The 26,218-nt window shown below is 61.5% G+C and carries 24 protein-coding genes; 10 read left to right on the top strand and 14 right to left on the bottom strand.

All coding sequences use genetic code 11. The features are described 5' to 3' along the window. The first annotated feature begins 64 nt into the window (after nucleotides 1–64). Genes pssA through rimI form a run of 3 tightly spaced genes read left to right on the top strand, consistent with a single transcriptional unit; the run spans nucleotide 65 to nucleotide 1,790 of the window. Nucleotides 65–841 (top strand): CDP-diacylglycerol--serine O-phosphatidyltransferase, encoded by a 777-nt coding sequence (gene pssA / locus IEX75_RS04290; RefSeq protein ID WP_188792995.1) that lies wholly within the window; start codon nucleotides 65–67, stop codon nucleotides 839–841. Then, on the top strand, nucleotides 838–1,323 hold the full coding sequence (locus IEX75_RS04285; protein ID WP_188792994.1) for a hypothetical protein: 486 nt from the start codon (nucleotides 838–840) through the stop codon (nucleotides 1,321–1,323). The genes pssA and IEX75_RS04285 overlap by 4 nt, the downstream gene beginning before the upstream one ends. Further along, nucleotides 1,323–1,790, top strand: coding sequence for a ribosomal protein S18-alanine N-acetyltransferase (rimI, locus tag IEX75_RS04280; RefSeq protein ID WP_188794314.1), 468 nt, complete (start codon nucleotides 1,323–1,325; stop codon nucleotides 1,788–1,790). The genes IEX75_RS04285 and rimI overlap by 1 nt, the downstream gene beginning before the upstream one ends. A gap of 240 nt (nucleotides 1,791–2,030) precedes the next feature. Here the strand turns inward: rimI and IEX75_RS04275 are convergent, their stop codons facing one another. Beyond that, nucleotides 2,031–4,838, bottom strand: a complete 2,808-nt coding sequence (locus IEX75_RS04275) for a valine--tRNA ligase (RefSeq protein WP_188792993.1) — start codon at nucleotides 4,836–4,838, stop codon at nucleotides 2,031–2,033. A 277-nt stretch (nucleotides 4,839–5,115) separates the two neighbouring features. On the opposite strand from IEX75_RS04275, the gene IEX75_RS04270 reads away from it, so the two are divergent. Both IEX75_RS04270 and tsaB read left to right on the top strand, forming a co-directional pair. Continuing rightward, nucleotides 5,116–6,066: a hypothetical protein gene (locus IEX75_RS04270; RefSeq protein ID WP_188792992.1), complete on the top strand. Its 951-nt coding sequence runs from the start codon at nucleotides 5,116–5,118 to the stop codon at nucleotides 6,064–6,066. A gap of 55 nt (nucleotides 6,067–6,121) precedes the next feature. Continuing rightward, nucleotides 6,122–6,811 carry a tRNA (adenosine(37)-N6)-threonylcarbamoyltransferase complex dimerization subunit type 1 TsaB gene (tsaB, locus tag IEX75_RS04265; protein WP_188792991.1) on the top strand — a complete coding sequence of 230 codons (690 nt, stop codon included), beginning with the start codon at nucleotides 6,122–6,124 and terminating at the stop codon, nucleotides 6,809–6,811. Nucleotides 6,812–6,870: 59 nt separating this feature from the next. Here the strand turns inward: tsaB and IEX75_RS04260 are convergent, their stop codons facing one another. Continuing rightward, nucleotides 6,871–7,908, bottom strand: coding sequence for a YeiH family protein (locus IEX75_RS04260; RefSeq protein ID WP_188792990.1), 1,038 nt, complete (start codon nucleotides 7,906–7,908; stop codon nucleotides 6,871–6,873). Nucleotides 7,909–7,999: 91 nt separating this feature from the next. Here IEX75_RS04260 and IEX75_RS04255 point away from each other — a divergent pair, with 91 nt between their 5' ends. The 4 genes from IEX75_RS04255 (at nucleotide 8,000) to ampC (ending at nucleotide 15,272) form a co-directional block, all read left to right on the top strand. Further along, a complete protein-coding gene (locus IEX75_RS04255) occupies nucleotides 8,000–8,875 on the top strand; it encodes a LysR substrate-binding domain-containing protein (RefSeq protein WP_188792989.1) in 876 nt (291 codons plus the stop codon). Nucleotides 8,876–8,976: 101 nt separating this feature from the next. Then, nucleotides 8,977–10,188 carry an alginate lyase family protein gene (locus IEX75_RS04250; protein ID WP_188792988.1) on the top strand — a complete coding sequence of 404 codons (1,212 nt, stop codon included), beginning with the start codon at nucleotides 8,977–8,979 and terminating at the stop codon, nucleotides 10,186–10,188. A gap of 990 nt (nucleotides 10,189–11,178) precedes the next feature. Further along, nucleotides 11,179–13,884 (top strand): ESPR-type extended signal peptide-containing protein, encoded by a 2,706-nt coding sequence (locus IEX75_RS04245; RefSeq protein WP_188792987.1) that lies wholly within the window; start codon nucleotides 11,179–11,181, stop codon nucleotides 13,882–13,884. A gap of 269 nt (nucleotides 13,885–14,153) precedes the next feature. Further along, on the top strand, nucleotides 14,154–15,272 hold the full coding sequence (ampC, locus tag IEX75_RS04240; RefSeq protein WP_423373276.1) for a class C beta-lactamase: 1,119 nt from the start codon (nucleotides 14,154–14,156) through the stop codon (nucleotides 15,270–15,272). A gap of 188 nt (nucleotides 15,273–15,460) precedes the next feature. On the opposite strand, the gene ptsP is transcribed toward ampC, so the two are convergent. The 12 genes from ptsP to IEX75_RS04180 all read right to left on the bottom strand — a co-directional run bounded on the left by ptsP (nucleotide 15,461) and on the right by IEX75_RS04180 (nucleotide 25,790). After that, the gene (ptsP, locus tag IEX75_RS04235) at nucleotides 15,461–17,209 is read right to left on the bottom strand and encodes a phosphoenolpyruvate--protein phosphotransferase (protein WP_188792986.1); all 1,749 of its coding nucleotides are present in this window, start codon (nucleotides 17,207–17,209) and stop codon (nucleotides 15,461–15,463) included. A 125-nt stretch (nucleotides 17,210–17,334) separates the two neighbouring features. Further along, entirely contained in the window at nucleotides 17,335–17,604 is a 270-nt protein-coding gene (locus tag IEX75_RS04230) for an HPr family phosphocarrier protein (protein ID WP_188792985.1), read from the bottom strand. Beyond that, complete coding sequence (locus IEX75_RS04225; protein WP_188792984.1) at nucleotides 17,597–17,989, bottom strand: PTS sugar transporter subunit IIA; 393 nt, start codon at nucleotides 17,987–17,989, stop codon at nucleotides 17,597–17,599. The genes IEX75_RS04230 and IEX75_RS04225 overlap by 8 nt, the downstream gene beginning before the upstream one ends. Before the next feature lie 43 nt (nucleotides 17,990–18,032). Continuing rightward, a complete protein-coding gene (gene rapZ / locus IEX75_RS04220) occupies nucleotides 18,033–18,926 on the bottom strand; it encodes an RNase adapter RapZ (protein ID WP_188792983.1) in 894 nt (297 codons plus the stop codon). A 4-nt stretch (nucleotides 18,927–18,930) separates the two neighbouring features. After that, the gene (hprK, locus tag IEX75_RS04215) at nucleotides 18,931–19,881 is read right to left on the bottom strand and encodes an HPr(Ser) kinase/phosphatase (RefSeq protein WP_188792982.1); all 951 of its coding nucleotides are present in this window, start codon (nucleotides 19,879–19,881) and stop codon (nucleotides 18,931–18,933) included. A gap of 253 nt (nucleotides 19,882–20,134) precedes the next feature. After that, nucleotides 20,135–20,458 carry a ribosome hibernation-promoting factor, HPF/YfiA family gene (gene hpf / locus IEX75_RS04210; RefSeq protein ID WP_188792981.1) on the bottom strand — a complete coding sequence of 108 codons (324 nt, stop codon included), beginning with the start codon at nucleotides 20,456–20,458 and terminating at the stop codon, nucleotides 20,135–20,137. 164 nt (nucleotides 20,459–20,622) lie between these two features. Further along, nucleotides 20,623–22,101 (bottom strand): RNA polymerase factor sigma-54, encoded by a 1,479-nt coding sequence (locus IEX75_RS04205; RefSeq protein WP_188792980.1) that lies wholly within the window; start codon nucleotides 22,099–22,101, stop codon nucleotides 20,623–20,625. 167 nt (nucleotides 22,102–22,268) lie between these two features. Further along, the gene (gene lptB, locus IEX75_RS04200; protein ID WP_188792979.1) at nucleotides 22,269–22,988 is read right to left on the bottom strand and encodes an LPS export ABC transporter ATP-binding protein; all 720 of its coding nucleotides are present in this window, start codon (nucleotides 22,986–22,988) and stop codon (nucleotides 22,269–22,271) included. 7 nt (nucleotides 22,989–22,995) lie between these two features. Next, nucleotides 22,996–23,595, bottom strand: coding sequence for a lipopolysaccharide transport periplasmic protein LptA (gene lptA / locus IEX75_RS04195; RefSeq protein WP_229720626.1), 600 nt, complete (start codon nucleotides 23,593–23,595; stop codon nucleotides 22,996–22,998). Next, the gene (gene lptC, locus IEX75_RS04190; protein WP_188792977.1) at nucleotides 23,561–24,223 is read right to left on the bottom strand and encodes an LPS export ABC transporter periplasmic protein LptC; all 663 of its coding nucleotides are present in this window, start codon (nucleotides 24,221–24,223) and stop codon (nucleotides 23,561–23,563) included. The genes lptA and lptC overlap by 35 nt, the downstream gene beginning before the upstream one ends. Continuing rightward, nucleotides 24,220–24,762: a KdsC family phosphatase gene (locus IEX75_RS04185; protein ID WP_188792976.1), complete on the bottom strand. Its 543-nt coding sequence runs from the start codon at nucleotides 24,760–24,762 to the stop codon at nucleotides 24,220–24,222. Before IEX75_RS04185 ends, lptC begins: the two co-directional genes overlap by 4 nt. A 17-nt stretch (nucleotides 24,763–24,779) precedes the next feature. Continuing rightward, nucleotides 24,780–25,790: a KpsF/GutQ family sugar-phosphate isomerase gene (locus IEX75_RS04180; RefSeq protein ID WP_188792975.1), complete on the bottom strand. Its 1,011-nt coding sequence runs from the start codon at nucleotides 25,788–25,790 to the stop codon at nucleotides 24,780–24,782. A gap of 169 nt (nucleotides 25,791–25,959) precedes the next feature. On the opposite strand from IEX75_RS04180, the gene IEX75_RS04175 reads away from it, so the two are divergent. Continuing rightward, on the top strand, nucleotides 25,960–26,199 hold the full coding sequence (locus tag IEX75_RS04175) for a BolA family protein (RefSeq protein ID WP_188792974.1): 240 nt from the start codon (nucleotides 25,960–25,962) through the stop codon (nucleotides 26,197–26,199). The last annotated feature ends 19 nt before the right edge of the window (nucleotides 26,200–26,218 follow it).

Below are 26,218 nucleotides of genomic sequence, written 5' to 3'. Positions count from 1 at the left end.
TGCGGCCCTGAAAGCGCCGCCCACCACCCTGCTAAACTGGCTCCATTCCATCATGGATGGCTTCATGACCGAGACGACACCAGCCAAGGTGCCGCGGCATCGCGGTATTTACCTCCTGCCGAACCTGTTCACCACCGGCGCCATGTTCGCCGGTTTCTACGCCATTGTCGTGAGCATTGGCGGGCGTTTTACCGACGCGGCCATTGCCGTGTTCGTGGCGGCCCTGCTGGATGGCATCGACGGCCGCGTGGCGCGCCTCACCCACACGCAGAGCGAATTCGGCGTGCAATACGACTCGCTTTCCGACCTGGTGAGCTTCGGCCTGGCGCCTTCGCTGGTGATGTACAACTGGTCGCTCTCCAGCCTGCGCGAGTTCGGGCCGTTGCCGGGCAAGATCGGCTGGGCGGCAGCCTTTATCTACGCCGTCTGCGCCGCGCTGCGCCTGGCGCGTTTCAACACCCAGGTGGGCGTCGCCGACAAGCGCTATTTCCAGGGTCTGCCCAGCCCGGCGGCGGCGGCGGTATGCATGTCGTTCGTGTGGAGCATGGATAGCTGGGGCTACGGCGGCGACGATCTCAACATGGTCATGCCGTTCATGGCGGTAATCGTGGGCTTGCTGATGGTGAGCCGCTTCCGCTATTACAGCTTCAAGTCCTTGCCGATGGGCGACAAGGTGCCGTTCCTGTGGATCCTGATGGCCGTGCTGATCCTGGTGCCGTTCTTCGTCGATCCGCCGCGCGTGCTGCTGGCGGTGTTTTCGCTATTCCTGCTGTCCGGACCGGTGGTGACGGTGTGGGGGCTTGCCACGCATCGCAAGCGTTCGCGCCGTGGAGCGGTATGAGCGCTGTCGTTGCCAGCCCGGTGCATCGCGCCCGCGTGCTGCGCACATTAGGCGTGGTGGCGTGGCAACGGCGGACGGTCGTCGGGACGGCACCTGCCGCGTCGCCTGTCCAATCCGCTGACGTTCAACAGGCATCGGCCAGCGCCGGTGTTGTGGTGGTGCTGCCGACCGGCTGCGCGGTGCGTGAGCTCGATCTGCTCGGGCGCGCGCTATCGGCTTTCGGCGCCCAGCTTGCGCGTGCTCCGCGCATCGAGGCGCTCGGCGACGAAACCATGCAAGTACCGCACGTGCCGGCCTATCTGGTCTTCGGTCAGGCCCAGGCCCACGCGCTTGGACGTGCGCTGCCGGCGCAAGTCATGCGCGACGCGCATATCGTGCTGGCCGATACGCCCGCGGACATCCTCACGCAGGCCAGCGCCAAGCGGCGACTATGGCAGGCGTTGCGTACCCTGCGCCGCGCCCTGGCGGCCGGGGGCCAATGATGGTTGCGGTCGCGCGCCCCTCACTGGAGATGCGCGCGATGCGGCGGGAAGACCTGCCGCGAGTCAGCGAGCTGGAACATGCTTCCTATGCGTTTCCGTGGAGCCTGGGCATCTTCGGCGATTGCCTGAAGGCGGGGCATCCATCCTGGGTGCTGTGTCTGGCAGGAAGAATCATCGGCTACGGCATTCTTTCGATCGGCGCGGGCGAGGCGCACGTGTTGAACGTGTGCATTGCGCCGGATCAGCGCGGGCAGGGTTTTGGTCGACACTTGATGAAACGCCTGCTGGATATCGCGCGCTGGAATGGTGCCGAGCGGGTGTTTCTGGAAGTGCGGCCGTCCAATCCGAATGCGCAGGCGCTGTATGTGTCGCTGGGTTTCCATGAGATCGGGCGACGGCCGAGGTATTACCCGGCGCATGATGGGCGCGAGGATGCGATCGTGATGGCGTTGGAGTTTCCGTCGTAGGTTGGGGTGCAAACCCCAACATTGTCATCTCCATACTGCGCGATGTTGGGGTTTGCACCCCAACCTACATGTCTTAAGCGCACCGTCATTCCGGCGAAGGCCGGAATCCATGCTTCGCACTCGCCATGGATTCCGGCCTTCGCCGGAATGACGGTGCGGAATGAGCGAATTTATCGGCGAGATTTGCCCCTCACCCCAACCCTCTCCCCGGAGGGGAGAGGGAGTAGGAGGCATCGCGTATCAGCCGAGCTTGCGCATCTGCTCACGCAACGCACCCAACTGCGTCCCCCAATCCGCAATACGCTGCCGCTCCTGCGCCACCACTTCCGTCGGTGCATTCGCCACGAAGTTGGCATTGCCCAGCTTGTTCTCGCACTTCTTGATTTCGCCTTCGATCTTGGCGATTTCCTTGCTCAGGCGTGTTTTCTCAGCGTCGAGATCGATCAGGCCGGCAAGAGGAATCAGCACGCGCAGCGTGCCGACCACGGCTGCGGCGGCAGCGGGTTCGTCCGCGCCGGTGGCAATCCACTGTGGTGCTTCCACGCGCGCAAGGAAGCTGATTTGTGCAGCGAACTTGGCGGCGCGTGCACGATCGCTGGCATCACCATCGGCCAGCAGCAAGGGAATGGTCTTGCCGGGCGCGATGTTCATTTCCGCGCGGATGCGGCGAATACCGCTCAGCACGTTCTTGTACCACTCGATCTCGGCGGTCGCTGCTTCATCTGCGGCCATCTCGCCAGCATTCGGCCACTGGCACAGGAAGATGCTTTCAGCCTGAATACCGAGCTTCGGCGCCACCGATTGCCAGATTTCCTCGGTGATAAACGGAATGATCGGATGCAGCGCGCGCAGTACGGTTTCCAGCACCACCAGCAGCGTATGGCGCGTCGACGCCGCGGCAACGGCATCGTCGCCGTTCAAGGCCGGCTTGGACAGTTCCAGGAACCAGTCGCAGTATTCGTTCCACACGAACTCATACAGCGCCTGCGCCAGCAGGTCGAAACGATAAGTGACGAAGTGCTGCTCCACCTCCACCAGCGTGTGCTTCAAGCGCGTGAGAATCCAGCGCTCCGCTTCAGTGACCGGCGCACCAGCCGGCGCGGGCAATTCGCCTTCCGGCAGATTCATCAGCACGAAGCGCGCCGCATTCCACAGTTTGTTGCAGAACGCCTTGTAACCTTCCGCACGCTTGAGATCGAAATTGATCGTGCGGCTGTAGCTGGCTAGCGCCGCGAAAGTAAATCGCAACGCATCGGTGCCGATGGCGGAAATGCCTTGCGGATAATCCTTGCGGATGCGCTTTTCCACCTTCTCACGCACCTGCGGAATCAGCAGCGACTTGGTGGATTTCTCGACCAGCGGCTCCAGCTCGATGCCGTCGATCAGGTCCAACGGGTCCAGCGTGTTGCCCTTGGACTTGGACATCTTCTGGCCTTCCGCATCGCGCACGATAGCGTTGATGTACACCTCGCGGAACGGCACCTGCTTGGTGAAGTACAAAGTCGCCATCACCATGCGCGCGACCCAGAAGAAGATGATGTCGAAGCCGGTGACCAATACGGCGCTGGGCAGAAAGAGCTTGTCGCGTTCCCAGTTCGCGATCACGTCGCCGCGTTCGTTCTTCACCTCGCCGTGGAACGGCCAGCCCAGGGTGGAGAACGGCCACAGTGCGGAGCTGAACCAGGTGTCGAGTACATCCTCATCTTGCTTCAACGCACCAACGGGTTCGATGGAAGCATGCTTGCGCGCATCGGCTTCGTCTTCGCCGACGAAAATATTGCCGGCCCCGTCATACCACGCCGGAATGCGATGGCCCCACCACAGTTGGCGGCTGATGCACCAGTCCTGGATGTTTTCCAGCCATTGCGTGTAGGTCGTCGTCCAGTTTTCCGGGACGAACTTGATCGCGCCTGAGCGCACTGCATCAAGCGCAGGTTCGGTGATCGCGCTACGACCTTTCTCGCTGGTGAGATCGACGAACCACTGGTCGGTGAGCATCGGTTCGATCACTGCATCCGAGCGCTGGCTGACCGGCACCTGCAGTTTGTGCGGTTTGGTTTCCACCAACAGTTCGGCCGTTTCGAGATCGGCGAGCACGGCCTTGCGTGCCTCGTAGCGATCCATGCCCTGATACTTCGCAGGCGCATTGCCGTTGATCTTCGCATCGAGCGTGAAGATCTCGATCGGCGCGAGCTTGTGGCGCTGACCGATGGCGTAGTCATTGAAATCATGCGCAGGCGTGATCTTCACGCAACCAGTGCCGAATTCGCGATCGACATAGTCATCGGCGATCACCGGAATCTGGCGGCCTGAGAGCGGCAACGTCAGTGTCTTGCCGATCAGGTGCTGATAGCGCTCGTCGTCCGGATGCACGGCGACTGCGACGTCGCCGAGCATGGTTTCCGGACGCGTGGTGGCGACGACGAGGCTTTCGTCGCTATCGGTCACCGGATAGCGAATCGACCACATGTGCCCGTCGCGCTCGACATTGTTCACTTCCAGATCGGACACGGCCGTGCCCAGCACCGGGTCCCAGTTCACCAGGCGATTGCCGCGGTAGATCAGGCCCGCGCGGTACCACTCCACGAACACCTTGCGCACGGCGGCCGACAGCCCTTCGTCCATGGTGAAGCGCTCGCGCGACCAGTCGGCGGCCACGCCGAGGCGGCGCATCTGGTTGGTGATGGTGGAGCCAGATTCTTCCTTCCACTGCCACACGCGTTCTACGAAAGGTTCGCGGCCCAGGTCGTGGCGGCTCTTGCTCTCTACCGCGAGCTGGTTCTCCACGATTTTCTGCGTGGCGATGCCGGCGTGGTCGGTGCCGACCTGCCACAGCGTGTTCATGCCGCGCATGCGCTGGTAGCGGATCAGCATGTCCATCACGGTCTGCTGAAACGCGTGGCCCATGTGCAAGGTGCCGGTGACGTTCGGCGGCGGCAGCAGGATGCAGTACGGCTCGCCGTGGCCGGGCGGGTGGAATACACCGCTTTGCTCCCAGCGGGCATACCACTTCGACTCGATCGGGCGGGGCTCGAAACTCTTTTCCATCGGGGACTCGCATTGGCGCGCCGGGTGGGCAGGCACGCGTGGATAGACACAGAAACTCTTATTGTAAGGGCCGGGTGGGGATGTGCCAAAGCGACGCCGGACCCGTCGCCCCGGCGAACGCCGGGCTCCAGCGACTTTGTCGGCCCATCAAGACACTGGGTCCCGGCGTGCGCCGGGACGACGGTTGAAGGGTTTTTTGCAGCCTTTCCGGAGAGAGGGATTTGAAAGGAGCTATAGTTCTTGACTGATTTCACCACTCCCGTCCGGACAGGGGCGCATGGAAGTACGAAACGAAGTCGATATTGCCACGGCGGGTCTTCCAAAGCTGGCTGCAACCGAGCATCGCCCCAAAGTGGTGGTCTGCATGACCAACCACGAACGCCCCGATTGCGCGCGTATCAACCAGGAAATCATCAAGCTCAACTATCCCGAGCCGTGGCTGATCGTGCACGCCTGCTCCGATCCCACCTACGAGCCGCACATGGAGGACGTGCTGGTGCGCTGCCAGCCGCGTTCCATCATCGAAGGCGCGCTGAACCTGCTGCGCCAGTCCTGCCGTGCGGCGGTGGAGGTTTATAACCCGCAATATCTGGTGCACGTCGAGGCGGATACCTGGGTATTCGACCAGGGCGTCATCCAGCGCTACATCGATCTGCTGGATCGCCATCCTGAAGCGCATCTCGCGGCATCGACGTGGAGCACCGATCAACGTGTGCAATGGCGGCGTCTCAATCATCCCTTCGCGAAAGTGAAACTGGGCGCGGCGAAGGTGCTTAATGCGTTGGGCAACGACTTCGGCATCAAGCGCAAGCAGACGCTGTCCACGCAGTTCTTTATCGCACGCAACGATCCGCGTTTCTTCAAGGTGATCGACGGTATCCAGCCGACGTTCGAGAACACGCTGGAGTACGACTTCTATCACGCCTTTGTCGCGGAATTTGGCGCGAGTGCCGTGCTTCACATCAAGGAGCGTGAGCCGGTGCATCCGGATAACCGTCACTGGTGTCCGCCGCTCACGTTGCACGCCCAGCATTGGCCGGAACAATTGCCGCGGCCGGCGGATTTGCCGATTGGTGCACAGCGCGAAGGCGTATCCGGCCAATACGACATCCCGGGCAAGAAGGAAGTGTTGGCGGCGCATGGCTTCAAGCACATCGGGCCGGCGATGCGCACATTGCTGGAGGCGAGTGATACGGGTTATTACAACCCGAAAGCCAAGCGCTATTGAGCTTGCCGAGAGGCAGCGGCATGCGTGCCGGAGCGTGGAGTGCGAGAATGCCGCGATGAACCTGCTCGCCATCGAAACCGCCACCGAAGCCTGCTCCGTCGCCCTGGTGCACGGCGAAACCGTGATCGCTCGCAGCGAACTGGCACCGCGTCGCCACGCCGAGCGGGTGCTGCCGATGGCGGATGAATTGCTGGCGGAAGCGGGGATCGGCAAGCATGCGCTGGATGCCATCGCCGTAGGGCGCGGCCCTGGTGCCTTCACCGGCGTGAGGTTGGCGGTATCGCTGGCGCAGGGCATGGCGCTGGCGCTGGATCGGCCGGTGGTCACCGTTTCTTCACTCGCCGCGCTGGCCCTGGAAGCGCCGGAAGACGATGCGGCGATTCTTGCCGTGATCGACGCGCGCATGGGCGAGATCTACGCAGCCTGCTATCGACGTGACGATGAAGGCGGCTTGATCGCGTTGGACGAAGAGTGCGTTTGCCTGCCCGATGCCTTGATGTTGCCGCAGGCTGATGCCTGGAACGTGGCCGGTTCCGGTTGGGCGACGTACAAAGATGTATTACTGGCCAGGTTGGGCGCTGCGCCACGTTCGGCCGATGGCAGCTGTTATCCGCAAGCACTTCATGTCGCGACGCTGGCCGTGCGTGAATTCAATGCGGGTCGTGCGGTGGCGCCAGAGCATGCCTTGCCGGTGTATTTGCGCGACAAAGTGGCGCTGACGTTGACGGAGCAAGGGCGGGCGTAGGTTGGGGTGCAAACCCCAACATCGGAATGCATGTGATGGCGTTGGGGTTTGCACCCAACCTACAGCTGTCCGATCACCCACTGCACCAGCAAGCTGCTCACCGACACCGCCGCCCATACACCCAACCCCAGCAGAATCGGCCGCACGCCCGTCGACGCCATCTTGCGCAGGTTCGCCGACAGGCCGATCGCGGTAAGCGCCACGATGATCATGAACTCCGCCGCCACATGGATCGCCGGCTGGATCTCGCTGGGCACAAAGCCCGCCGTGCGCACGGCCGAAGCCACCAGGAACCACAGGATGAACCACGGAAAGATGCGGCTCAGCTTGAAGTCGCTGACCACGCCGGCATGCTTCGCGGCACGCTTTTCACGCATCGCCACCACAATGGCGAGCACCAGGCAGATCGGAATGATCAGCGTAGCGCGCGTCAGCTTCACGATGGTGGCGTAATCACCGGCCGTGGTGCTGTAGCTGTAACCGGCAGCCACCACCGAAGACGTATCGTTGATCGCCGTACCCGCCCACAGGCCGAAACCCAGATCGGAAAGATGCAGCGCGTGCCCCAGTAGCGGGAACAGCAACACGGCCACGATGTTGAACAGGAAGATGGTGGAAATCGCGAACGCGGTGTCGTGATCGTCCGGCTTGATGATCGGTGTCACCGCGGCAATCGCCGAACCGCCGCAGATCGCCGTACCCACGCCGATCAGCACCTTCAGCTTGTCGTGCACTTTAAGTACGCGGCCAAGCAGCCATGCCGACCCGAAGGCCACCGTCATGGTCACCAGCGTCACCGATAGCGATTCCAATCCGGTCTTGGCCACCTGCGTGAGGCTCAGCCCAAAACCAAGCGCGATGATCGACCATTGCAAAATCTGCTTGCTGGCGAACTGGATGCCCGGGTTGAAGCGCTCACCCGGCGAGAGCAGGTTGCGTACCGCAATGCCGATCACGATGCCGAACACCGGACCGCCAATCAGTGGCACCTGGCGCCCCAGCCACCAGGCCGCCAGGGCGATGGCGATGGCCAGCAACAGACCGGAGGCGCGAACTTGCAGGGCGGGGGACGTGGTGGGAAGGGATACGGCGTTCATGACGGGCAGTTCCGTGGGGACTGCGCCATTTTCCAATTCGTCATGTATTAGGAAAATTTGAAATATCTAATCAAGTGTATAAACTTGGCTTATGCTCAACGTCAGCCTGCGTCAGCTCGATGTATTCGTGCAGATTGCCCTGCACGGCAGCGTGCGCGCCGCCGCTGAGCGGCTGCACCTCACCCAGCCGGCCGCCAGCATGGCCCTGGCCGAAATGGAGCGGCAGCTGGACGCCCCCGTGTTCGACCGCGAGCGCGGCCGGCTGCGCCTCAACGCGCGCGGGCGCGAACTGCTGCCGCTGGCGCAGGAACTGCTGGAGCGCCATGCCGAATTCGGGCGCCGCGCTACCGGCAAGACAGCAGCGTTAGCCGGTGAACTGCGTGTCGGCGCGAGCAACACGGTCGGCAACTATCTTGTTGGCGAGTTGCTAGGCGATTTCGTGCGCGGACATCCCCACGTGGCCATTCGTCTGCGTGTGGCGAATACGGATGACATTGCCGCTGCCGTACTCGATCACAGCCTCGATGTCGGTTGCGTGGAAGGCCCGGTCACGCACCCGCTGCTGGAAGCGCGTCCCTGGCGCGACGATGTGCTGCTGGTGTGCGCGCCACCCGATCATCCCTTGGCAAAAAAGCGTGCATTGAAGCCCGAACACTTCGCCGGTGCGCGCTGGATCCTGCGCGAACACGGTTCCGCGACGCGTATCACCACTGAACGCGCCTTGGCGCAACTGCCGCCAGGCGAAACGGTGATGGAGCTGGATCAGATCGAAGCCATCAAGCAGGCGGTTGCCGCCGGGCTTGGCATCGCCTGCTTGCCACAAGTGGCGGTGACCGATGCGCTGGCGACGGGAAGACTGGCCGCACTGAAAACACCGTTCCTCGATTTGAGCAGAAAGCTCTCAATACTTTTACATCGCGAGAAATATCGTGGTGCGGCGCTCGAGGCTTTTTTGCATTCAGTGTGAGAGGTGTTTGTTGTCGCGTCCTGACTGATCATGGATTAGGAGGATGTATGCGTCGAACAGCCGGTTGTCTTCTGTTGGGGCTATTCGTTTCGGGTCAGGTGGTGGCACAGACGGTGCTGGTCCATCCTGGCGTGTTGGTGACCAATAATCAGTTGAACTACGTTCGTGATCATATCGGTCAAGAGCCATGGAAATCGGCGCTGGCGTTGGTGTTGTCGAACGGCAACGCGAAATATACCAACTTGGATTACGTACCCCATCCCAGGGAAACCGTGGACTGCGGGTCAAGCTCGAACCCTGACAACGGCTGCCACGAAGAAACCGATGATGCAACGGCCGCCTACACGCAAGCCTTGTTATGGCGATACACCCGAAACAAAAAGTACGCGACGAATGCCGTCGACATTCTCAATGCGTGGGCGAATACCCTGAAGGGCGGGCACACCAATGAAAACGCCCCCTTGCAAGCGGCTTGGGCGGCGGAGCTATTTACCCGGGCCGCGGAGATCGTCAAATACTACGATCCAGGCGGCGGCCCGGACGGTGGCAACTACTGGTCGCAAGATGACAAGGACAAAGTTGCGAAGATGTTCAAGGATCAATATCTGCCATCCATCGAGCAGATGTTCGATACCCAAAGTAAATATGCCTGCTACAACGGCAATTGGCATGCTAGCGGCATTGAAGCCATGCTCAATATCGCGGTCTTCAATCGCAATACAACGCTTTTCGATGACGCCGTGGCCAAATGGCGCGGACTGGTTCCCGCCTATATCTATCTGAAATCCGATGGACCGCTTCCGCGCCGTACGCCGTGGTGCCCCCGCAATGACACGCAAATCGTCAAGCAGTGGTTTGTCCCGAGTGATTGGATCGATGGCTTGTCACAGGAAACATGTCGCGATGAAGGGCATGTCGCCTACGGTTTTGCGGCCATCATTAACGCCGCCGAGACGGCACGTATCCAAGGCGTGGATTTGTATGGGGCAGAAGCGGAGCGCATCACCAAGGCGATGGAATTTCACGCGCGATTTCAGAATGGCGGATCTCCGCCGGCTTTGTCGTGCGGTACTCCACCCCAGGACGTGGTGATCAACCACGGCATGATCGGTACGCTTGAAATCGGCTACAACCACTATGCCATCCGACAGGGAATGAGCCTGCCGGAAACACAGAAATTCCTGGAACAGACAAGACCTACCAGTGGGGAATTTCACTATCGATGGGAAACGCTCACCCATGGCTTGACGGGAAATGCGGATGCGAAGCAGGGTCGCAAGAAACATTCGCATCAGGTTAAGAAAGAGCAGTAGCAAGCAGGTTGGATGAAAACCCCAACGTCGCGATGCCACCGGCTCATGGCGTCACTTCGACCCTGGCCATTCGCGATGCCGGCCACGGCATCAGACGCTGAGGTATCCCCACGTTTTTCGAGCTGTTCAAGGATGGGCTTTTTCGCGGCCAATACTTGGCATTTTTACCTCAGCGTCATTCCGGCCTTCGCCCATTGCTGTCCGAGGAAGATTTTGCTGAAGCTCATAAAACCGCCGTTCTATAGGCACTTTTTGCAAAGGAATGCAGCGAGGAACTTGTTCTCACCATAGTCTTCAATCTTGCCTTATCGTCATTCCGGCGAAGGCCGGAATCCATTTATATCCATGCGGAGTAAAGGTAATCGCCGATCCATGGCTAGACTCGACATGGATTGACCAGCTTCGCTGTTGTAAAGCGCCTCGGCCTTCGCCGGAATGACGGTGAGGTACTACGAAACTTCCCCGGACAGCAGTGCGCCTTCGCCGGAATGACGCTGAGGTAATTTAGACTTTTTTAGCGCCTCTCTCAGATACCAAAACGCCCGCGCAAAGCATCAACAAAGTATTGCGACAACTGTAGAAGTTGTTCCATATGAGTGCTGATTCGTGTGCCATGCAGAAGCCATGTGCAAGCGACCGATGGCTCAGGTTTCGTTTTACATCACTCTTTTTTGAGATTTCATTCAACAGCTTGAATCCGCGCCGTATGCGCAGTGATTGGCCGCGTGTGCATGGTCGATCTCGTAGTTTTTTTATGTCCACGAAGACTGGTCTCGTCTGAAATGTCCTAGTCGAACCGATGGCAATGCATGTAACGGCATGCGTTTCGATGCGGGTTTTTGATAACCACCGCACTCGCCATCGTTTGTCTCAGCGGCTTCAACAGGACGCCGCGTTCGATACCAACCGGCTTATGGCGTCACCTCGACCCTGGCCATTCGCGATGCCGAAGACGGCATCCCCTTCGACCTGAGTTTTGAGGACATTTTTATGAATACGATTTACAAGCTTGTCTGGAATGCGACCACCGGTTCGTTCGTGGCGGCTTCTGAGCTGGCCAAGGGCCGCAAGAAGAAGAGCCGCGTTGTCGGTGCGCTTGTCATGGCGATCGCCCTTGGTTTTGGTTTCGGCGGCAATGCCGTCATGGCGAAAGGCACAGTTGTGCCTGGTACGTCTTGTATGACGTCCAATGGGCAAGCTGGTGTACTGGATGCTCGTGGCGCGTGTACGGTCGATTCCGTTAGCGTAACGGGCAGTGTCGGCACGCTCGCCACCGCCAACTATGGCGCGGGTGGAGGTAATGCAAGCGGTGACTACAGCACGGCGGTTGGCAATAACACCACTGCTTCGGGTATCTCATCCTCTGCTTATGGCAGCGGAGCCCAGGCCATAGGTGATTCATCCACCGCGATTGGTAATAACGCACGTGCAACGGGTGCCAACTCCACTTATATCGGAGAGGCTTCTTCACTTGGCACGGAGACGACCGGTACGGCTTCATTTGCCGGGGGATACAACGTGAGTGCAACCGGCAACCAAGCCGTTGCGATCGGTGCGTCGTCCAATGCAACGGCTGACAGCACCATCGCTCTCGGCAACGGTGCCAATGCAACGAATTTGAATAGCATCGCCATCGGTGCAAGTTCCGCCGCTTCCGGCAATGATGCCGTTGCCTTTGGCCAATCTGCGAACGCATCTGGTGTAGGAGCTACTGCGGTAGGCAGCGGTACCGTCGCGGCTGGCAACGGCTCAGTCGCGATTGGTGGCAGTAATGTCCAGGCGGCGAACGCATCAGCTCTTCACTCCATCGCCATCGGTGAGTCCTCCTCTGTAACCAGTGCGGGTAGCGGCTCTGTAGCCCTCGGCGAGGCTGCGACCGTGTCCGGTGCTACTTCCATTGCCATCGGCCAAAGCGCCAGCGCCACGGCGTCGAACGCTGTTGCCTTGGGTGCCGGCGCAGTCGCCAATCAGGCCAATACGGTTTCAGTCGGTAACGGCACCACGAACAGCAAGATCGTGAATATGGCCAATGGCGTGAGCGGCACCGACGCGGTAAACGTCAACCAGCTGTCGCCTGCGCTGACCGCGCTGGGCGCCACCATGGATGCAAATGGCAACGTTACCGGTCCTACCTACAACTTGGCCAATGGTGGCACGTCAAGCACTATCACTGACGCGCTGCAAGGGCTGGATACCGCGCTGACCACGGCTAACGGCAATATCTCTAAGAACACTGCCGACATCGGCACGCTCAATACGAATGTGAGCAACCTCTCCACCAGCGTGACGAACTTGGATGGCCGTGTGACCACCAACGAAACCAACATCGGCCAGTTGCAGAGCGATATCAGCAACGGCGCGGTGGGTCTGGTCAAGCAGGATGCCACCACGGGCCTGATCACGGTTGCAGGCAATAGCGGTGGCGGCCTGGTGGATTTCACCGGCACTGACGGCATGCGCAGGATCACTGGCGTGGAAAACGGCGTCGGCGATGACGACGTGGTGACGATGTCGCAGTTGAAGGCGGCCGGTCTGTACGATCCTTCCGGCGATCCGATGACGGTGATCTCGTACGACGATCACGCCTTGACCTCGGCGACGCTGGGCGGCACGAACGGCACCGTGATCAACAACCTGGCACCGGGCCTGGTCGCGGCCGGCAGCATGCAGGCGGTGAACGGCGGCCAGTTGTTCGACATGCAGCAGAACTTCCAGAGCCAGTACGACGCGCTCAACAGCCAATACAACAACCTCAGCAACCAGTACAGCGATCTGGATGGCCGTGTCGGTACGATCGAGCAGGGCATTGCCGATGGCACGATCGGCGGTCCGGGCGAGGGCGGCGGCGGCACACCGGGTTATGGCCCCAACCCCGGTTCGGGCGACAACAGCGTGGTGATCGGCGACGGTGCGAATGCGTCCGGCAACGGCAGCACAGCGATTGGCAACGGTTCCAACGCGTCGGGCGATAACAGCACGGCGGTGGGTAACGGTTCGGTGGCCTCCGGCGCTAGCAGCACGGCGACGGGTGCGGGCTCGGTGGCTTCGGGCGACAACAGCACCGCCAACGGTGCCAATGCGGTCGCGTCCGGCAGCAACAGCACGGCGACGGGTGCCAACTCGGCGGCCACGGGTACCAACAGCACGGCCAATGGTGCCAATGCAGTGGCCTCCGGTGCGGGCAGCACGGCGGTGGGCGAAAGCGCCAGCGCCACGGGCCAGAACAGCACCGCGCTGGGTTCCAACGCCAGCGCTACCGGCAACAACTCGGTGGCCTTGGGTGCAGGCTCGGTGGCCGATCGCGACAACACCGTATCGGTGGGTTCGGAAGGTAACGAGCGCCAGATCACCAACGTGGCAGCCGGCACGCAGCGTACCGACGCGGCGAACTGGGGCCAGGTGCAGGATGCGGTCAATGGCGTGAAGGATTGGGCGAACCAGAAGTTCCATCAGATGGACAAGCGCATCAGCGGCATGGGCGCGATGAGCGCGGCCAGCACGCAGATGGCGATCAACTCCGCGGGCGTGATGCCGGGCAAGGGCCGCGTCTCCATGGGCGTTGGTTACCAAAGTGGCCAGTCTGCTCTGGCGGTGGGTTACGCCAAGGCCATCAACGAACGCGCCCGCTTCAGCATCGGCGGTGCGGTCAGCGGTTCGGATGCCAACGTGGGTGTGGGCTTTGGCTTCGATCTCTAAGCAGTTTCAGCGATAAAAAAACTCCTCAGGTCGAATTGGGCCGGTGTCTTGGACACCGGCCATTTTTTTAGGTCGCCACGAAAGTCGTCGTACCTCCCAAGTCAACGGTGGACCTTCGCGGCCGCCTAGCATCTCGCAACAGCCACATGCGTGCCCCGTGTTTGCCTCGTTAGTCGAACTATGATTTTCTTCTATTACGCCGATTAAGCATGGACATAGGAGTAGTCATGACGCGATTCATGGAAAGCATTCGTACGATAACGGTGCTGATGGCCGGTGTTGCCGTGGTCAGTAGCGCAGTCGCCGCATCACCTGCGCACGATCTGGATGCAACGGTTGCGGATGCCGCGCAAGCCTTCATGCAGCAAAACGATATTCCCGGTATGGCGATTGCGATCACCGTGCAGGGCAAGCAGCGGTTCTACAACTACGGCGTGGCATCCCGGGAAACGAGGCAGAAGGTCACCAGCGACACGCTGTTTGAACTTGGTTCGGTCAGCAAGACGTTTACCGCGACGCTGACTTCTTATGCGCAAGCTGAGGGTCGACTCTCTTTGAGTGATCATCCGAGCAAGTATGTGCCGCAACTGGCGGGTAGCGACTTCAACAAGGTGACCTTGCTCGAGTTGGGTACGCATACGGCGGGCGGCTTTCCGTTGCAGGTGCCGGATGACGTTCACGACACGGCCCAGTTGATGGACTATTTCAAGCACTGGAAACCGCGGTATGCCCCCGGCACCGCGCGCACTTACGCCAACCCCAGCATCGGCATGCTCGGCATGATTACGGCGAAGAGCCTGCAAATGCCATTCGATGTGGCCATGCAGAAGCTGGTGTTTTCCAAGCTCGGGTTATCCAACACCTACCTCCATGTGCCGACGGACAAGATGTCGCTCTACGCACAGGGTTATAACAGCGACAACAAACCTGTTCGCCTCAATCCTGGCGTGCTGGCGGACGAGGCTTACGGCGTAAAGAGCAACGCCAAGGACATGTTGCATGTCGTGGAGGCCAACCTCGGGTTGGTCGAAGTGGAACCGAGGCTTCGACAGGCACTCGATCAGACGCACGTCGGTTATTTCAAAGTCGGGCCGATGACACAGGATCTGATCTGGGAGCAGATGGACTATCCGGTGCAACTCCATACGCTGCTGGAAAGCAATGCGGCGAAGATGATTTTGCAGGACAACGCCGTTACGCGCTTGGAGCCGCCGCTGGCAGCGCAGCAGGATGTACTGGTCAACAAGACCGGCGCCACCAATGGATTCGGTTCTTATGTGGTGTTTGTACCCGCGAAGAAGATCGGCATCGTGATACTGGCCAACCGTAATCACCCTACGGCAGCAAGGCTTCGGCTTGCGTATCGGATACTGGAAAGCCTGGATTAACTGCCAGGGAAGTTCTGGATCGTCGCCCCCGGCGAAGGCCTGGGTAAAGACACTGGGTCCCAGCTTTCGCCGGGATGACGATGCGCCACGAAACTATCTTCGCCAATAGGCTGCTTGCCGTAGGTTGGGGTGCAAACCCCAACGTTGCCATGTCAGCTGGATAACGATGTTGGGGTTTGCACCCCAACCTACGCCGACTCGGGGCAGGTGGTGGTAATGGAAGCGAGCAGGGCTTCCGCTTCTTCGTGTGTGCGTGCGCGAATCAAGCGCGGCGCGTAGCTGCGCAGTTTGGCGTGATCGAGTGTGGCGAGCCGATCGCGTACGAGCAGGATGCGGCTGGGGTGCATGCTGAATTCGCACAGGCCCAGCGCGAGCAGCAAGGCGGTGAAGTTTTCGTCGCCGCCGATCTCGCCGCACAAGCTCACCGGTTTGCCGGCTCGACGGCCTGCTGAAATCACGTGCGAGAGCAAGCGCAGCAGCGCGGGTTGCAGCGGGTTGTAGATGTTGTCGAGCGCATCGTTGCCACGGTCGGCGGCGAGCACGTATTGCGCCAGGTCGTTGGTGCCGATGGCGAGGAAGTCGGAGTGCTCGAGCAGGGCGCGCACGTTGATGGCGGCGGCAGGCACTTCGATCATTGCGCCGAGCGGGAGTTTTTCCGGCAGGTCGATGTTTTCGCGCTTGAGTTCCTGGCGCGCGAGTTTGAACAGCGTGCGGACGGCGATGAGTTCGTCCGGCTGCGTGACCATCGGCACCAGCACGCGTACCGGGCCGTAGCAGGCGGCGCGCAGGATGGCGCGGATCTGCGTGGTGAACACGGCGGGATGACGCAACGACAAACGCACGCCGCGCACACCCAGCGCGGGATTTTCTTCGCCACGGATGACCAGGCCCGCAGCATCGGCCTTGTCGGCGCCCAGATCGAGCGTGCGGATGGTGACCGGCGCGCCGCCCATGCCCAAGACCACGTCGCGGTAGGCAATGAACTGTTCGTCTTCCGAGGGCAAACCCTTGTGGCGCAGGAATAGAAATTCCGTGCGATACAGACCGACGCCATCCGCGCCGCGGGTACGGGCGAGGGCCACGTCGCTGGCCGATTCGGCATTGGCCAGCAGGCGCACGCTGATGCCGTCGCGTGTTTGCGTGGGCGCATTGGCCAGGCTGGCGAGGCGGCGTCCTTCCAATGCGGCTTCGCGCTGCCATGAGCGGTAGCGCGCGAGATCTTGCGCGGTGGGATGCAGCACGGCTTCGCCACGCTCGGTGTCGAGCAGGATCAGGTCATCGTCGTGGATGGTGGAGAGCGCATCGCGCGTACCCACCAGCATGGGCAGGTTGAGGCTGCGCGCGAGAATGGCGCTGTGCGAATACGGGCTGCCGGAGCTGGTGATGACGCCGAGCAAGCCGTTGCCGGCGAGGTGCGCCATGTCGGCCGGCGCGATGGTGTCGGCCACGAGAATTTCGCCGACGCGGGCGGCGAGCTTGCGTTCTTCCGCACTCGTTTGGCGTTGCAGTGCGGAGATGACGCGGCCGATGACTTGATCGACGTCTTCCATGCGGCTGCGCAGATAAGGATCGTCCATGGCACTGAAAACGCCGGCGAGACGGTCGCGTTGTTTCTTCAACGCGGCACCGGCGCGGTAGCGGCCGATGGTGATCATTTCGTCGAGGCCGCGGATCAGTTCCGCGTCGTCCAGCAGCAGGCTGTGCGCATCGATGAATTCGTTGACTTCGCGCGCCAAGGCGCCATGCAACTTGCCGCGCAACTCGTGCAGCTCCTGCCGCGCGGTATCCAGTGCGGCATGCAGGCGTTCGAGTTCGGAGGGAATTTCTTCTTCAGCGAGCGGGCGTGTATCGACGAGGTAGCGGCTGGGCTGCACAAGGCGGGCACGGCCCAGGGTCATGCCGCGCGAGGCCATGGTGCCGGCGAGGATTTGCCTCATGGGCGCCTCCCGGCGGCGGCGTGCAGAACAGGGAGCAGGGAATGGAGCATGTCAGCACCGCGCAAGCGTGCAATACGTCGCGGCGATGACGTTTTCCGTTCCTTGTTTCCTGTTCCTTGCCTCATTCACGCCCCTTCGTCGAATTTGCGTTCAAACAGATCGATCACCGCGCCGAGCGCCGCCGATTCATCCGGGCCGTCGGCGCGCACCGTCAGCGGTGTGCCGATGCCCGCGGCCAACATCATCACGCCCATGATGCTTTGCGCATTCACTTCGCGTCCTTTGCTGATCAACCAGACGGTGGATTTGAAACTTTGCACGAGCTGCACCAGCTTGGCCGATGCGCGGGCATGCAAGCCCAGTTTGTTGGAGACGACGATTTCTTTTTCAAGCATGATCGATGAAGATTCCTCCGCGACCGCCGCTGGCCGCGATTTCCGCAAGTTCGTCCAGCGGCTTGTCGGCGTAGTTGAGTACGCGCAGCAGCATGGGCAGGTTCAATCCCGAAACACAGCGCAGCCTTACGCCCACCGCACTCAACGACAGCCCGATATTGCAGGGCGTCGCGCCATACAGATCGGCCAGCACCAGCACACCCTCGCCTTGATCCAGTTCGCGCGCATGCTTGGCAGTGAGCGTGCGCATGACATCCGGATCGGCCCGTGCCGGCACTTCCACGGTGGCCACCCTAAGCGGCAGTTTCGGCAACACATGACGTGCTGCTTTGACCAGCGCCTGGCCGACCGACTCGTGGGTCATCAGAAGCACGCCGACGCTCATGATGCCGCGGCTTCGTTTGGGTTTGTGAAAGACAGCATAAACATCACTCAAGTTCGCGATGGAAAGTGAGAACCCCTTCGCGCGTGGTGCGATAGTGCGCGGCGAGTTTCTCGACCAGGTATACCGAACGGTGGCGGCCGCCGGTGCAGCCGATGGAAATGGTGACGTAGCTGCGATCATCCGCTTCGAAGCGGGGCAGCCAGGCATCCAGCCAGCGCACGGTGTCGTCGAAGTATTCGCCTACGACCGGCTGGCGTTCCAGGAATTCGCGCACCGGGCCGTCCTTGCCGGACAGCGGGCGCAGCGTGGGTTCCCAGTGCGGATTGGGCAGGCAGCGCGCATCGAAGACGAAATCCGAATCCAGCGGCAAGCCGCGCCGAAACGCGAACGACTGGAACATCAGCGTGAGGCCGGCCGTGGTCTGCGCATAGCCGGTCGCAATCAATCGACGCAGTTGATGCACATTCAGATCGCTGGAATCGATCACGCGCTCGGCAATGGCCATCAGTGGCCGCAGCAGCCGGCGTTCTTCGGCAATGGCGTCGGCGAGTGACCGGCCGCGAACGGCCAACGGGTGTCGCCGGCGGGTTTCCGAATAGCGCTTGGTGAGTACGGCGTCGTTGCAGTCGATGAAGATCAAATGCACTTGCACGGTGGCAGCCAACACCGACAGCACCTTGGGCATGTGCCGGAAGTCTTCATCGCGATTGCGCACGTCCACGCCGACGGCAATGCGGCGGCGATGGCTGTCGCCACGCGTGGCCGCTTCCACCAGTTGCGGCAGCAAGGCGCTGGGCAGGTTGTCGACGCAGTAGAACTCAAGATCTTCCAGCGCGCGCAGGGCCACCGTTTTGCCGCCGCCGGACATGCCGGTGAGCACCACCAGGTGGATGGCATTCGGATCGTCGCTGGAAATCAATGCTTCGTATTGGCTCATGCGTTCACCAGGGGGGCAGACGACGCATCTGATGGGCTTGCCGGTCCATGAAGCTCTGTGCAGGGTCGATGCCCTTGCTTTTCAACATATGGCTGCGCACTGCCGCTTCCACCAGTACCGCCAGGTTGCGGCCGGGGGCGACGGGCAGGGTGATCATCGGCATCTTCACGTCGAAAATGTCGCGATGGCCCACGTCGCCGGTAAGACGCGTGAGCGCATCGACGTTTTCGCCGTCGCGCAACGGTTTGAGATGGATCACCAGGCGCAGGTATTTGGATGTCTTGACCGATGTGTGGCCGAACATCTCGCGCACATTGAGCACGCCCAGGCCGCGCACTTCGAGCAGGTCCTGCAGGAGTTCGGGGCAGGCGCCGTCGATCACGTCCGGTGCAATCAGCGTAAATTCGGGCGCATCGTCGGCGACCAGGCGATGGCCGCGGCTGATCAGTTCCAGCGCCAGCTCGCTTTTGCCGGAGCCGGCTTCGCCGGTGATCAGCACGCCGATGGAAAACACTTCCAGCAGCACGCCGTGCAAAGTGAGGCGCGGTGCCATGGTGCGCGCCAGGTGGTATTGCATCCAGGTCAGCAGCTCATGGCCGCGCTTGGCGCTGATCCACAGCGGTGTGTTGGTTTCTTCTGCCACTTCGCGCAGGTCGGCGGGAATGGCCTGGTCTTTGGTGACGATGAAGGCGACCGGCTGCGTGGCGGCCGCCTTGTGGACCACTTCCCAGCGTTGGCGCGAATCCAGGCTGTCGAGAAAGCTCAGCTCCTCGGTGCCGATGATCTGGATCTTGTTGGGATAGATCACATTGAGATAACCCACCAGCGACGGGCGTCGGGCTGGCGTGGAGCCGTATTCGAGCACGCGCGTTTCGCCGCGCATGCCAGCAACCCACCGCAGCGCCATGCGCTCGTGGATGTCGTCGAAGAGTTGTCGTGCGGTAAGGCGGTCCAAGGAAGTTCCCTTTGCGCCGCGTGGCTGCCTCGGAGAGGGCGGCGGCGGGGAACATTGTGCCAGTTTGGACGAAGCGGCGGGTTTTTTGCCCTCTCCCCTACGTGCAGTAGGGGATGGTTGGGGTGGGGTGAAGCGAATCTCGCGTTGAACTCAATCTATGTGGCAAGCCCATGCAACCCCGCCCCGGCCCTCCCCTGCAAGCAGGGGAGGGAGTAATACGTAACGAACGGGAGAGGGGAAGGGGCGCATGCGATTACCCGTATTGTCGGGCCTCGCGCACTTCATGCGGATGTTTATCGTGCAGCTTTTCTCGATAGCGGCGAAGCTGGTCAACAAGTTTGTCGAACAACACGTCAATGGAGGCGTACATGTCGTTTTCGGTGGCTGCGGCGTGCAGCGATTTGCCTGGAACCTTCAGCGTGCCTTCTGCACAGTGCTGCAGCTTGTCGACTGAGAGCACGACATTCAGGCCAACGATGCGTTCGTCGAGGCGAGTCAATCGATCGAGCTTGGCTTCGGCATGATTGCGAAGGGCCGCTGTGACTTCGATCTTCTGACCGCTGAGTTGGAATTGCATGGCTACGCCTCCTTCTTGGAACTGGCCGCCAGTGGCGGCGTTGATCAGTGCGCGGATCGAAAAACGTGGAGCCGATCGTTGCACCGTGAAGCTAGACCTTAACTCTGCATATGGGATTGTTTTGCCGTGCCGCAAGTTCCCGGCGTGACCGGAGTGCAGACATGTCAGCTATTGCGCTGTCGTTCGCTGGAGCTGGGAATACGCAGGATTTCCCGGTATTTCGCGACCGTACGGCGCGCTACCTGGATGCCTTTGTTGTGCAGTTCCTCGGCGAGTGCCTGATCGGAGAGCGGCTTGCGCGGATCTTCGTTGTCGACAAGTTTGCGCAGCATGGCCTGGATGGCAGTGGCAGACGCGCTGCCGCCGTCTTCAGTGGACACGCCGCTGGAGAAGAAATACTTCAGCTCGTAAGTGCCGCGCGGCGTGTGAATGTATTTGCGCGTGGTAACACGTGAAATGGTTGATTCATGCATACCCACCTCCTCGGCTACTTCGCGTAGCACCAGCGGCTGCATCGCTTCCGGACCGTAGTCCAGGAAGGCGCTCTGCCTTCGCACGATTGCTTCGGCGACCTTCAGGAGTGTTTCGGCACGGGATTCCAAACTTTTAATCAGCCAGCGCGCCTCCTGCAGTTGGCCGCGCATCCAGCTGGCGTCGTCGCCGCGCGCTTGTGCGATCAGGCTGCAGTAGTGCTGGTTGAGGCTGAGTTTGGGCTGGCTGTCCGGATTCATCAGCACGCGCCAGCGTGTGCCATCTTTGCGCGCGTAGACATCAGGCGCTACGTATTCCACCGGCGTGGTATCCATCGCCGCGCCCGGACGCGGGTCCAGGCTGCGGATGAGGATGGCGGCGCCGGTGGTTTCTTCCTCGGTGGCGTGCAGGCGACGGGCCAGTTTGGCCATGTCGTTGCGGGCCAGGAGTTCCAATTCCTGCTCGACGATGCGCAAGGCAAGATCGCGAAACGGCGTGCTGGGATCGAACTGTTCGAGTTGCGCGCGCAAGCAATCGGGAAGATCGATGCTGGCGACACCAGCGGGATCGAAGTGCTGCAACCGGCGGCGCACTGCTTCCACTTCCTCGACGGTTGCCTTCAGATGCGGTGGCAGCGCAGCAAGCACAGCATCGATGCCTTCGCCGAGATAGCCGTCCGTATTGAGCGCATCGATCAGCACCGTGGCGATCGCTTTCGCGCGCGGTTCCATCGGCGTGAGATTAAGCTGCCACAGCAGGTGTTCCTGCAGCGACTCGGCCGCTGCGTTCTGCGGCTCCATGCCTTCTTCGTCGCGGTTGCCCGAACCGTTGCCGCTGCCGTTGCTGGAGGAGAAATCGATCGGCTCGTCGGAGCTGATCTCAGGCTCGGTCCACTCGGGGGCCTCATCGTTGGCATCGCTGCCACCGGGTGCCGCATCGCTGCTCACCGAGGCCAGCGATTCGAATTCGTTGTCGTATTCGCCGTCGACTTCGGTTTCGCCCTGTTCTTCCGTCGCGTCTTCCGCGAACTCGAGCAGGGGGTTGCTCTCGGCGAGCTGACGCAGTTCGGCTGCCAGCTCCAGTTGCGACAACTGCAGCAGCCGGATGGCCTGTTGCAATTGCGGCGTAAGAGCCAACTGTTGATTGAGACGGAACTGAAGCCCTGGTTTCATGCCTGCCAAAAGGGTTTAACTGGCTTCATCCTAACCCCTCGGCGGAGCGCCGGCCATAGTTGACAGGCGCCATGTAGTGCCGCTTTATACGCGGATGTGAAGCGGCTCAAATTAGACTTGTGCCGGTAAAAAAGTTGGAGTATTTACCTAGCTTTTGGGGCGGCTGCTCAAAGCCGGAATTCGCGCCCCAGATACACTTCGCGGACCCGTTCGTCGGCCAGGATATGTGCCGGCGTGCCGCGCGAGAGCACCTCACCTTCGTTCATGATGTAGGCGCGATCGCAGATGCCCAATGTCTCGCGCACGTTATGGTCGGTGATCAGCACGCCGATGCCGCGTTCCTTCAGGTGCCGCACGATGCGCTGGATTTCACCCACTGAAATCGGGTCCACGCCAGCGAACGGTTCGTCCAGCAGCATGTAGCGCGGTTGTGCGGCCAGCGCGCGCGCAATCTCCACGCGGCGGCGTTCGCCGCCGGACAGGCTGATGCCCTTCTGGCCGGCGATATGCGCGATTTTCAGCTCATCCAACAGGCTTTCCAGTTCGGCATCGCGCTTGCGCTGGTCCAGGCCTTCACGCAATTCCAACACCGCCATGATGTTGTCGGCCACGCTGAGGCGGCGAAACACCGACGCTTCCTGCGGCAGGTAGCCGATGCCGAGCTTGGCGCGTGCATGCATGGGCAGGCCGGTGATGTCCTGCTTGTCGAGTTTGATCGCCCCGGCATCCGCTTCGATCAGGCCTACGATCATGTAGAAACAGGTGGTTTTGCCGGCGCCGTTGGGGCCGAGCAGGCCGACCACTTCGCCCTGACGGATCGAGAACGCGAAGTCGCGCACAACCATGCGCGCACGGAAACTTTTTTGCAGGCCTTCTGCGGACAGCATGTAATGGTTATTCCTTGGAGGCGCTGCTGGCGGAGGCCGGCGCGCTGGTGCTGGATGACGATGCAGGTTTGGCAGCCGGCTTGGCTGGCGCGGCGGGTGACGTTGCCGGCGCGGCGCCGTGCTTCGGCGGCGGCAGGGGCTTCTGCTTGGGCAGGAAGGTCATGGTGACCGGACCTGCGCCGTTGCTTTCGCCGACCATGTAGCTGGTTTGCGTGTTGTAGGTGAGCTTGGCACCGTGCGCATCGCCCTTGTTCTGCTGATGCACGATGGCGTTGCCGGTCAGGATCGCGATGCCGTTGACGTTGTCGTAATACAGCTGATCGGCATCGCCGGTCATCAGGTTGCCGTTGTCGTCGATCTGTTCGATGTGCGGACGCTTTTGTGGCGTGCCGGTCACGATGACGTGGTCGACGGATGTGTCTTCCTTGGCCGTATAGATCTTGGCCAATGCGCCGGTGAGCTTCATCGTGCCCTGGGTGATCAGCACGTTGTCGGTGAACGTGCTGATGCTGTTGGGCTGGTTGTAACCGTCGAAGCTTTCGGCATGCACGACGTGGATCGGCTGGTTGCGATCATCCTGCCTTGCCAGCGCCGGCTGCAGCGACAAGATTCCTGCAGTCAACAGGCTTAGCCGTAGCATTGTTCTGGCTCGAATACAGCACGCCGTGCACGTCATGGAGCAACTCCAAATGGTTATCGTTGAGGCTGGCACGCATGCCGACGCCGTACATCACGCTGGCTCCCTGCGTCATCGTGGCCTGATCCGCGGTTTGCATGCGGTTCTCTTTCGGCCAGCCGGTGACATTGGAGGTACATAATGTTGCCATGGGACCTTGTGCGTAGGCAGGGCGATGCATGTACACCGCGCCGTCCAGCCGCATTTCCGTGCCCCCCTTGTTGACCCAGCCGAAGGGCGCATTGCCGTGCCAATCCGGCACGCCGGGGTTTTTCGAGGCGATCTCGAATACCGGCGCATTGATGTAGAGCGATTCGTCGCCGCCGCGGCGATCCATGCGCGGTGCGGTCATGGTGAAACTATGCAAGCCGTTGGTGTCATAGCTCCACACGGTGGCGTTGTAGAGCACGTAATCGGAAATCGGCGGGCCGATGAATTCGTTCACCGGCGGCTCGCCCACCACCCAGCTGCGCAGCATCCAGCTGGCCGGCGCGGCAATGGCAAGCAGTGCGATCGCGACGTTGGTGCGGTTGTCGCGCAGGAATTGGCGCAGGTTCACCGCCAGTGCTCCTGTTCTGCCGCACTCTTGCCCTGCGCATGCAGGATCAGATCGCACACTTCGCGCACCGCGCCCATGCCGCCGCCGAGATGCGTCTGGTAGTGCGCACGCTGCGCCACCCACGGGTGCGCGTTGGCGACGGCAACGGCCAAGCCAGCGATCTGCATGGCAGGCAGATCGGGCAGGTCATCGCCGATGAAGGCGGCCTCTTCGGGCGTGAGTTCCAGTGCTTCCAGCATCTGGCGCAAGCATTCGCGTTTGTCCGTCTGTCCTTGGTACACATGCGCAATGTTGAGTTCTTCCGCGCGCAAGGCGACCGGATGGCTGATGCGAGCGCTGACGATGGCGACTTGCACGCCGTGCGACTGCAGGCGCTTCAGGCCGAGGCCGTCATGCACGTGGAATACCTTGGTTTCGTGGCCGCTTTCGCTGTACCACAGGCGGCCGTCGGTGAGCGTGCCGTCCACGTCGAACGCGGCCAGGCGAATCCTGGCGGCGCGGGCAAGCACGTCGGCAGGCAAGTTGGAAAGATAATCCATGCGGTATCCGGGCCTGTTTAAACCACGCGTGCGCGCAGCAGGTCGTGAATGTTGAGAGCGCCGACCACGCGTTGTGTGTGGTCGACCACCAGCAGGGCGTGAATCTGGTATTTCTCCATCAGCTGGGCCGCTTCGATGGCCAGCTTGTCGGCGCCGATCACCTTCGGGCCGCGCGTCATCAGATCGCTGACGTGCGCATTGCGCAGGTCGACGCCATCGTCGTCCAGCGCGCGGCGCAGGTCGCCGTCGGTGAACACGCCCAGCAGGCGCTGTTCGCTGTCGACGACGGCAGTCATGCCGAGATGTTTGCGGGTCATTTCCATCAGGGCTTCGGTGATCGTGGCATCCGGGTGGATCATCGGGATGCCTGGGCCGGTGTGCATCACATCGCTGATGTGCAGCAACAGACGGCGCCCCAGGCTGCCCGCGGGATGGGAACGCGCGAAGTCCTCGGAGGTAAACCCGCGCGCTTCCAGCAGCGCGATGGCGAGGGCATCACCCATCACCAACGCCGCCGTGGTGCTGGCGGTGGGGGCCAGGCCCAGTGGGCAGGCTTCGGCCGAGATACCGGCATCCAAGTGCACGTCGGCCTGGCCGGCGAGGGAGGAATCGGGATTGCCCGTGATGGCGATCAGCGGAATGCCCTGGCGCTTGATCACCGGAAGGATGAACAGGATTTCGTCGGTTTCGCCCGAGTTGGACAGGGCCAGCACCACATCCTGCGGCAAAATCATGCCCAGGTCGCCATGGCTGGCTTCGCCCGGATGCACAAAGAACGCCGGCGTGCCGGTGGAGGCCAGGGTGGCGGCGATCTTGCGCCCCACATGCCCGGACTTACCCATGCCGGTCACCACCACGCGTCCCTTGCAGCCCAGGATCAGCCGGCAGGCGTCGACGAAAGTCTGGTCGATGCGCGGCTCCAGCGCGCGGATGGCGGCGGCCTCGGTGGCGATGACCGTGCGTGCGCTGCGCACGACGGCGGCAGCGTCCACCCGGGTGGATTTGGGCTTGGCGATGGGTGCGTTCATGCGTCCTCGGCAGCGGGCTGGACAGGGCGGCGACACACTGTGTCGTTTCTGCGACAGCGGATTTCCATTAACATGGCATATTCGCATTCTATCTTGATGCCTGTCGCCGATGGTTCCACCTGTACGGGTTGGCAACCGGCGTTCAGCATCGCAAGTATTTGGAAAACCGATGGACGCAGCCAGCATCCAGGCAATGATTGAAACGGGTCTGCCCGGCGCCAAGGCAAGCGTGCAGGGGGACGATGGGGTGCACTTCGAGGCGGAAGTTGTGGCCGAGCAGTTCAAGGGCAAGCTGCCCTTGGCGCGGCACCGCCTGGTGTATGGCACCCTCGGCGACCTCATGGGAGGCGCCATCCACGCGCTCGCACTCAAGACTCTGACACCCGATGAAGCCGCTGCGCGCCGTTGACGCCGCCGCGCCGGGCGTC

The sequence above is a fragment of the Dyella nitratireducens genome, from assembly GCF_014642835.1.
GTDB classification, from domain to species: Bacteria; Pseudomonadota; Gammaproteobacteria; order Xanthomonadales; family Rhodanobacteraceae; genus Dyella_B; species Dyella_B nitratireducens.
Note: the sequence above shows the minus strand (reverse complement) of the source record. Positions and strands in the feature narration are given on the sequence as shown.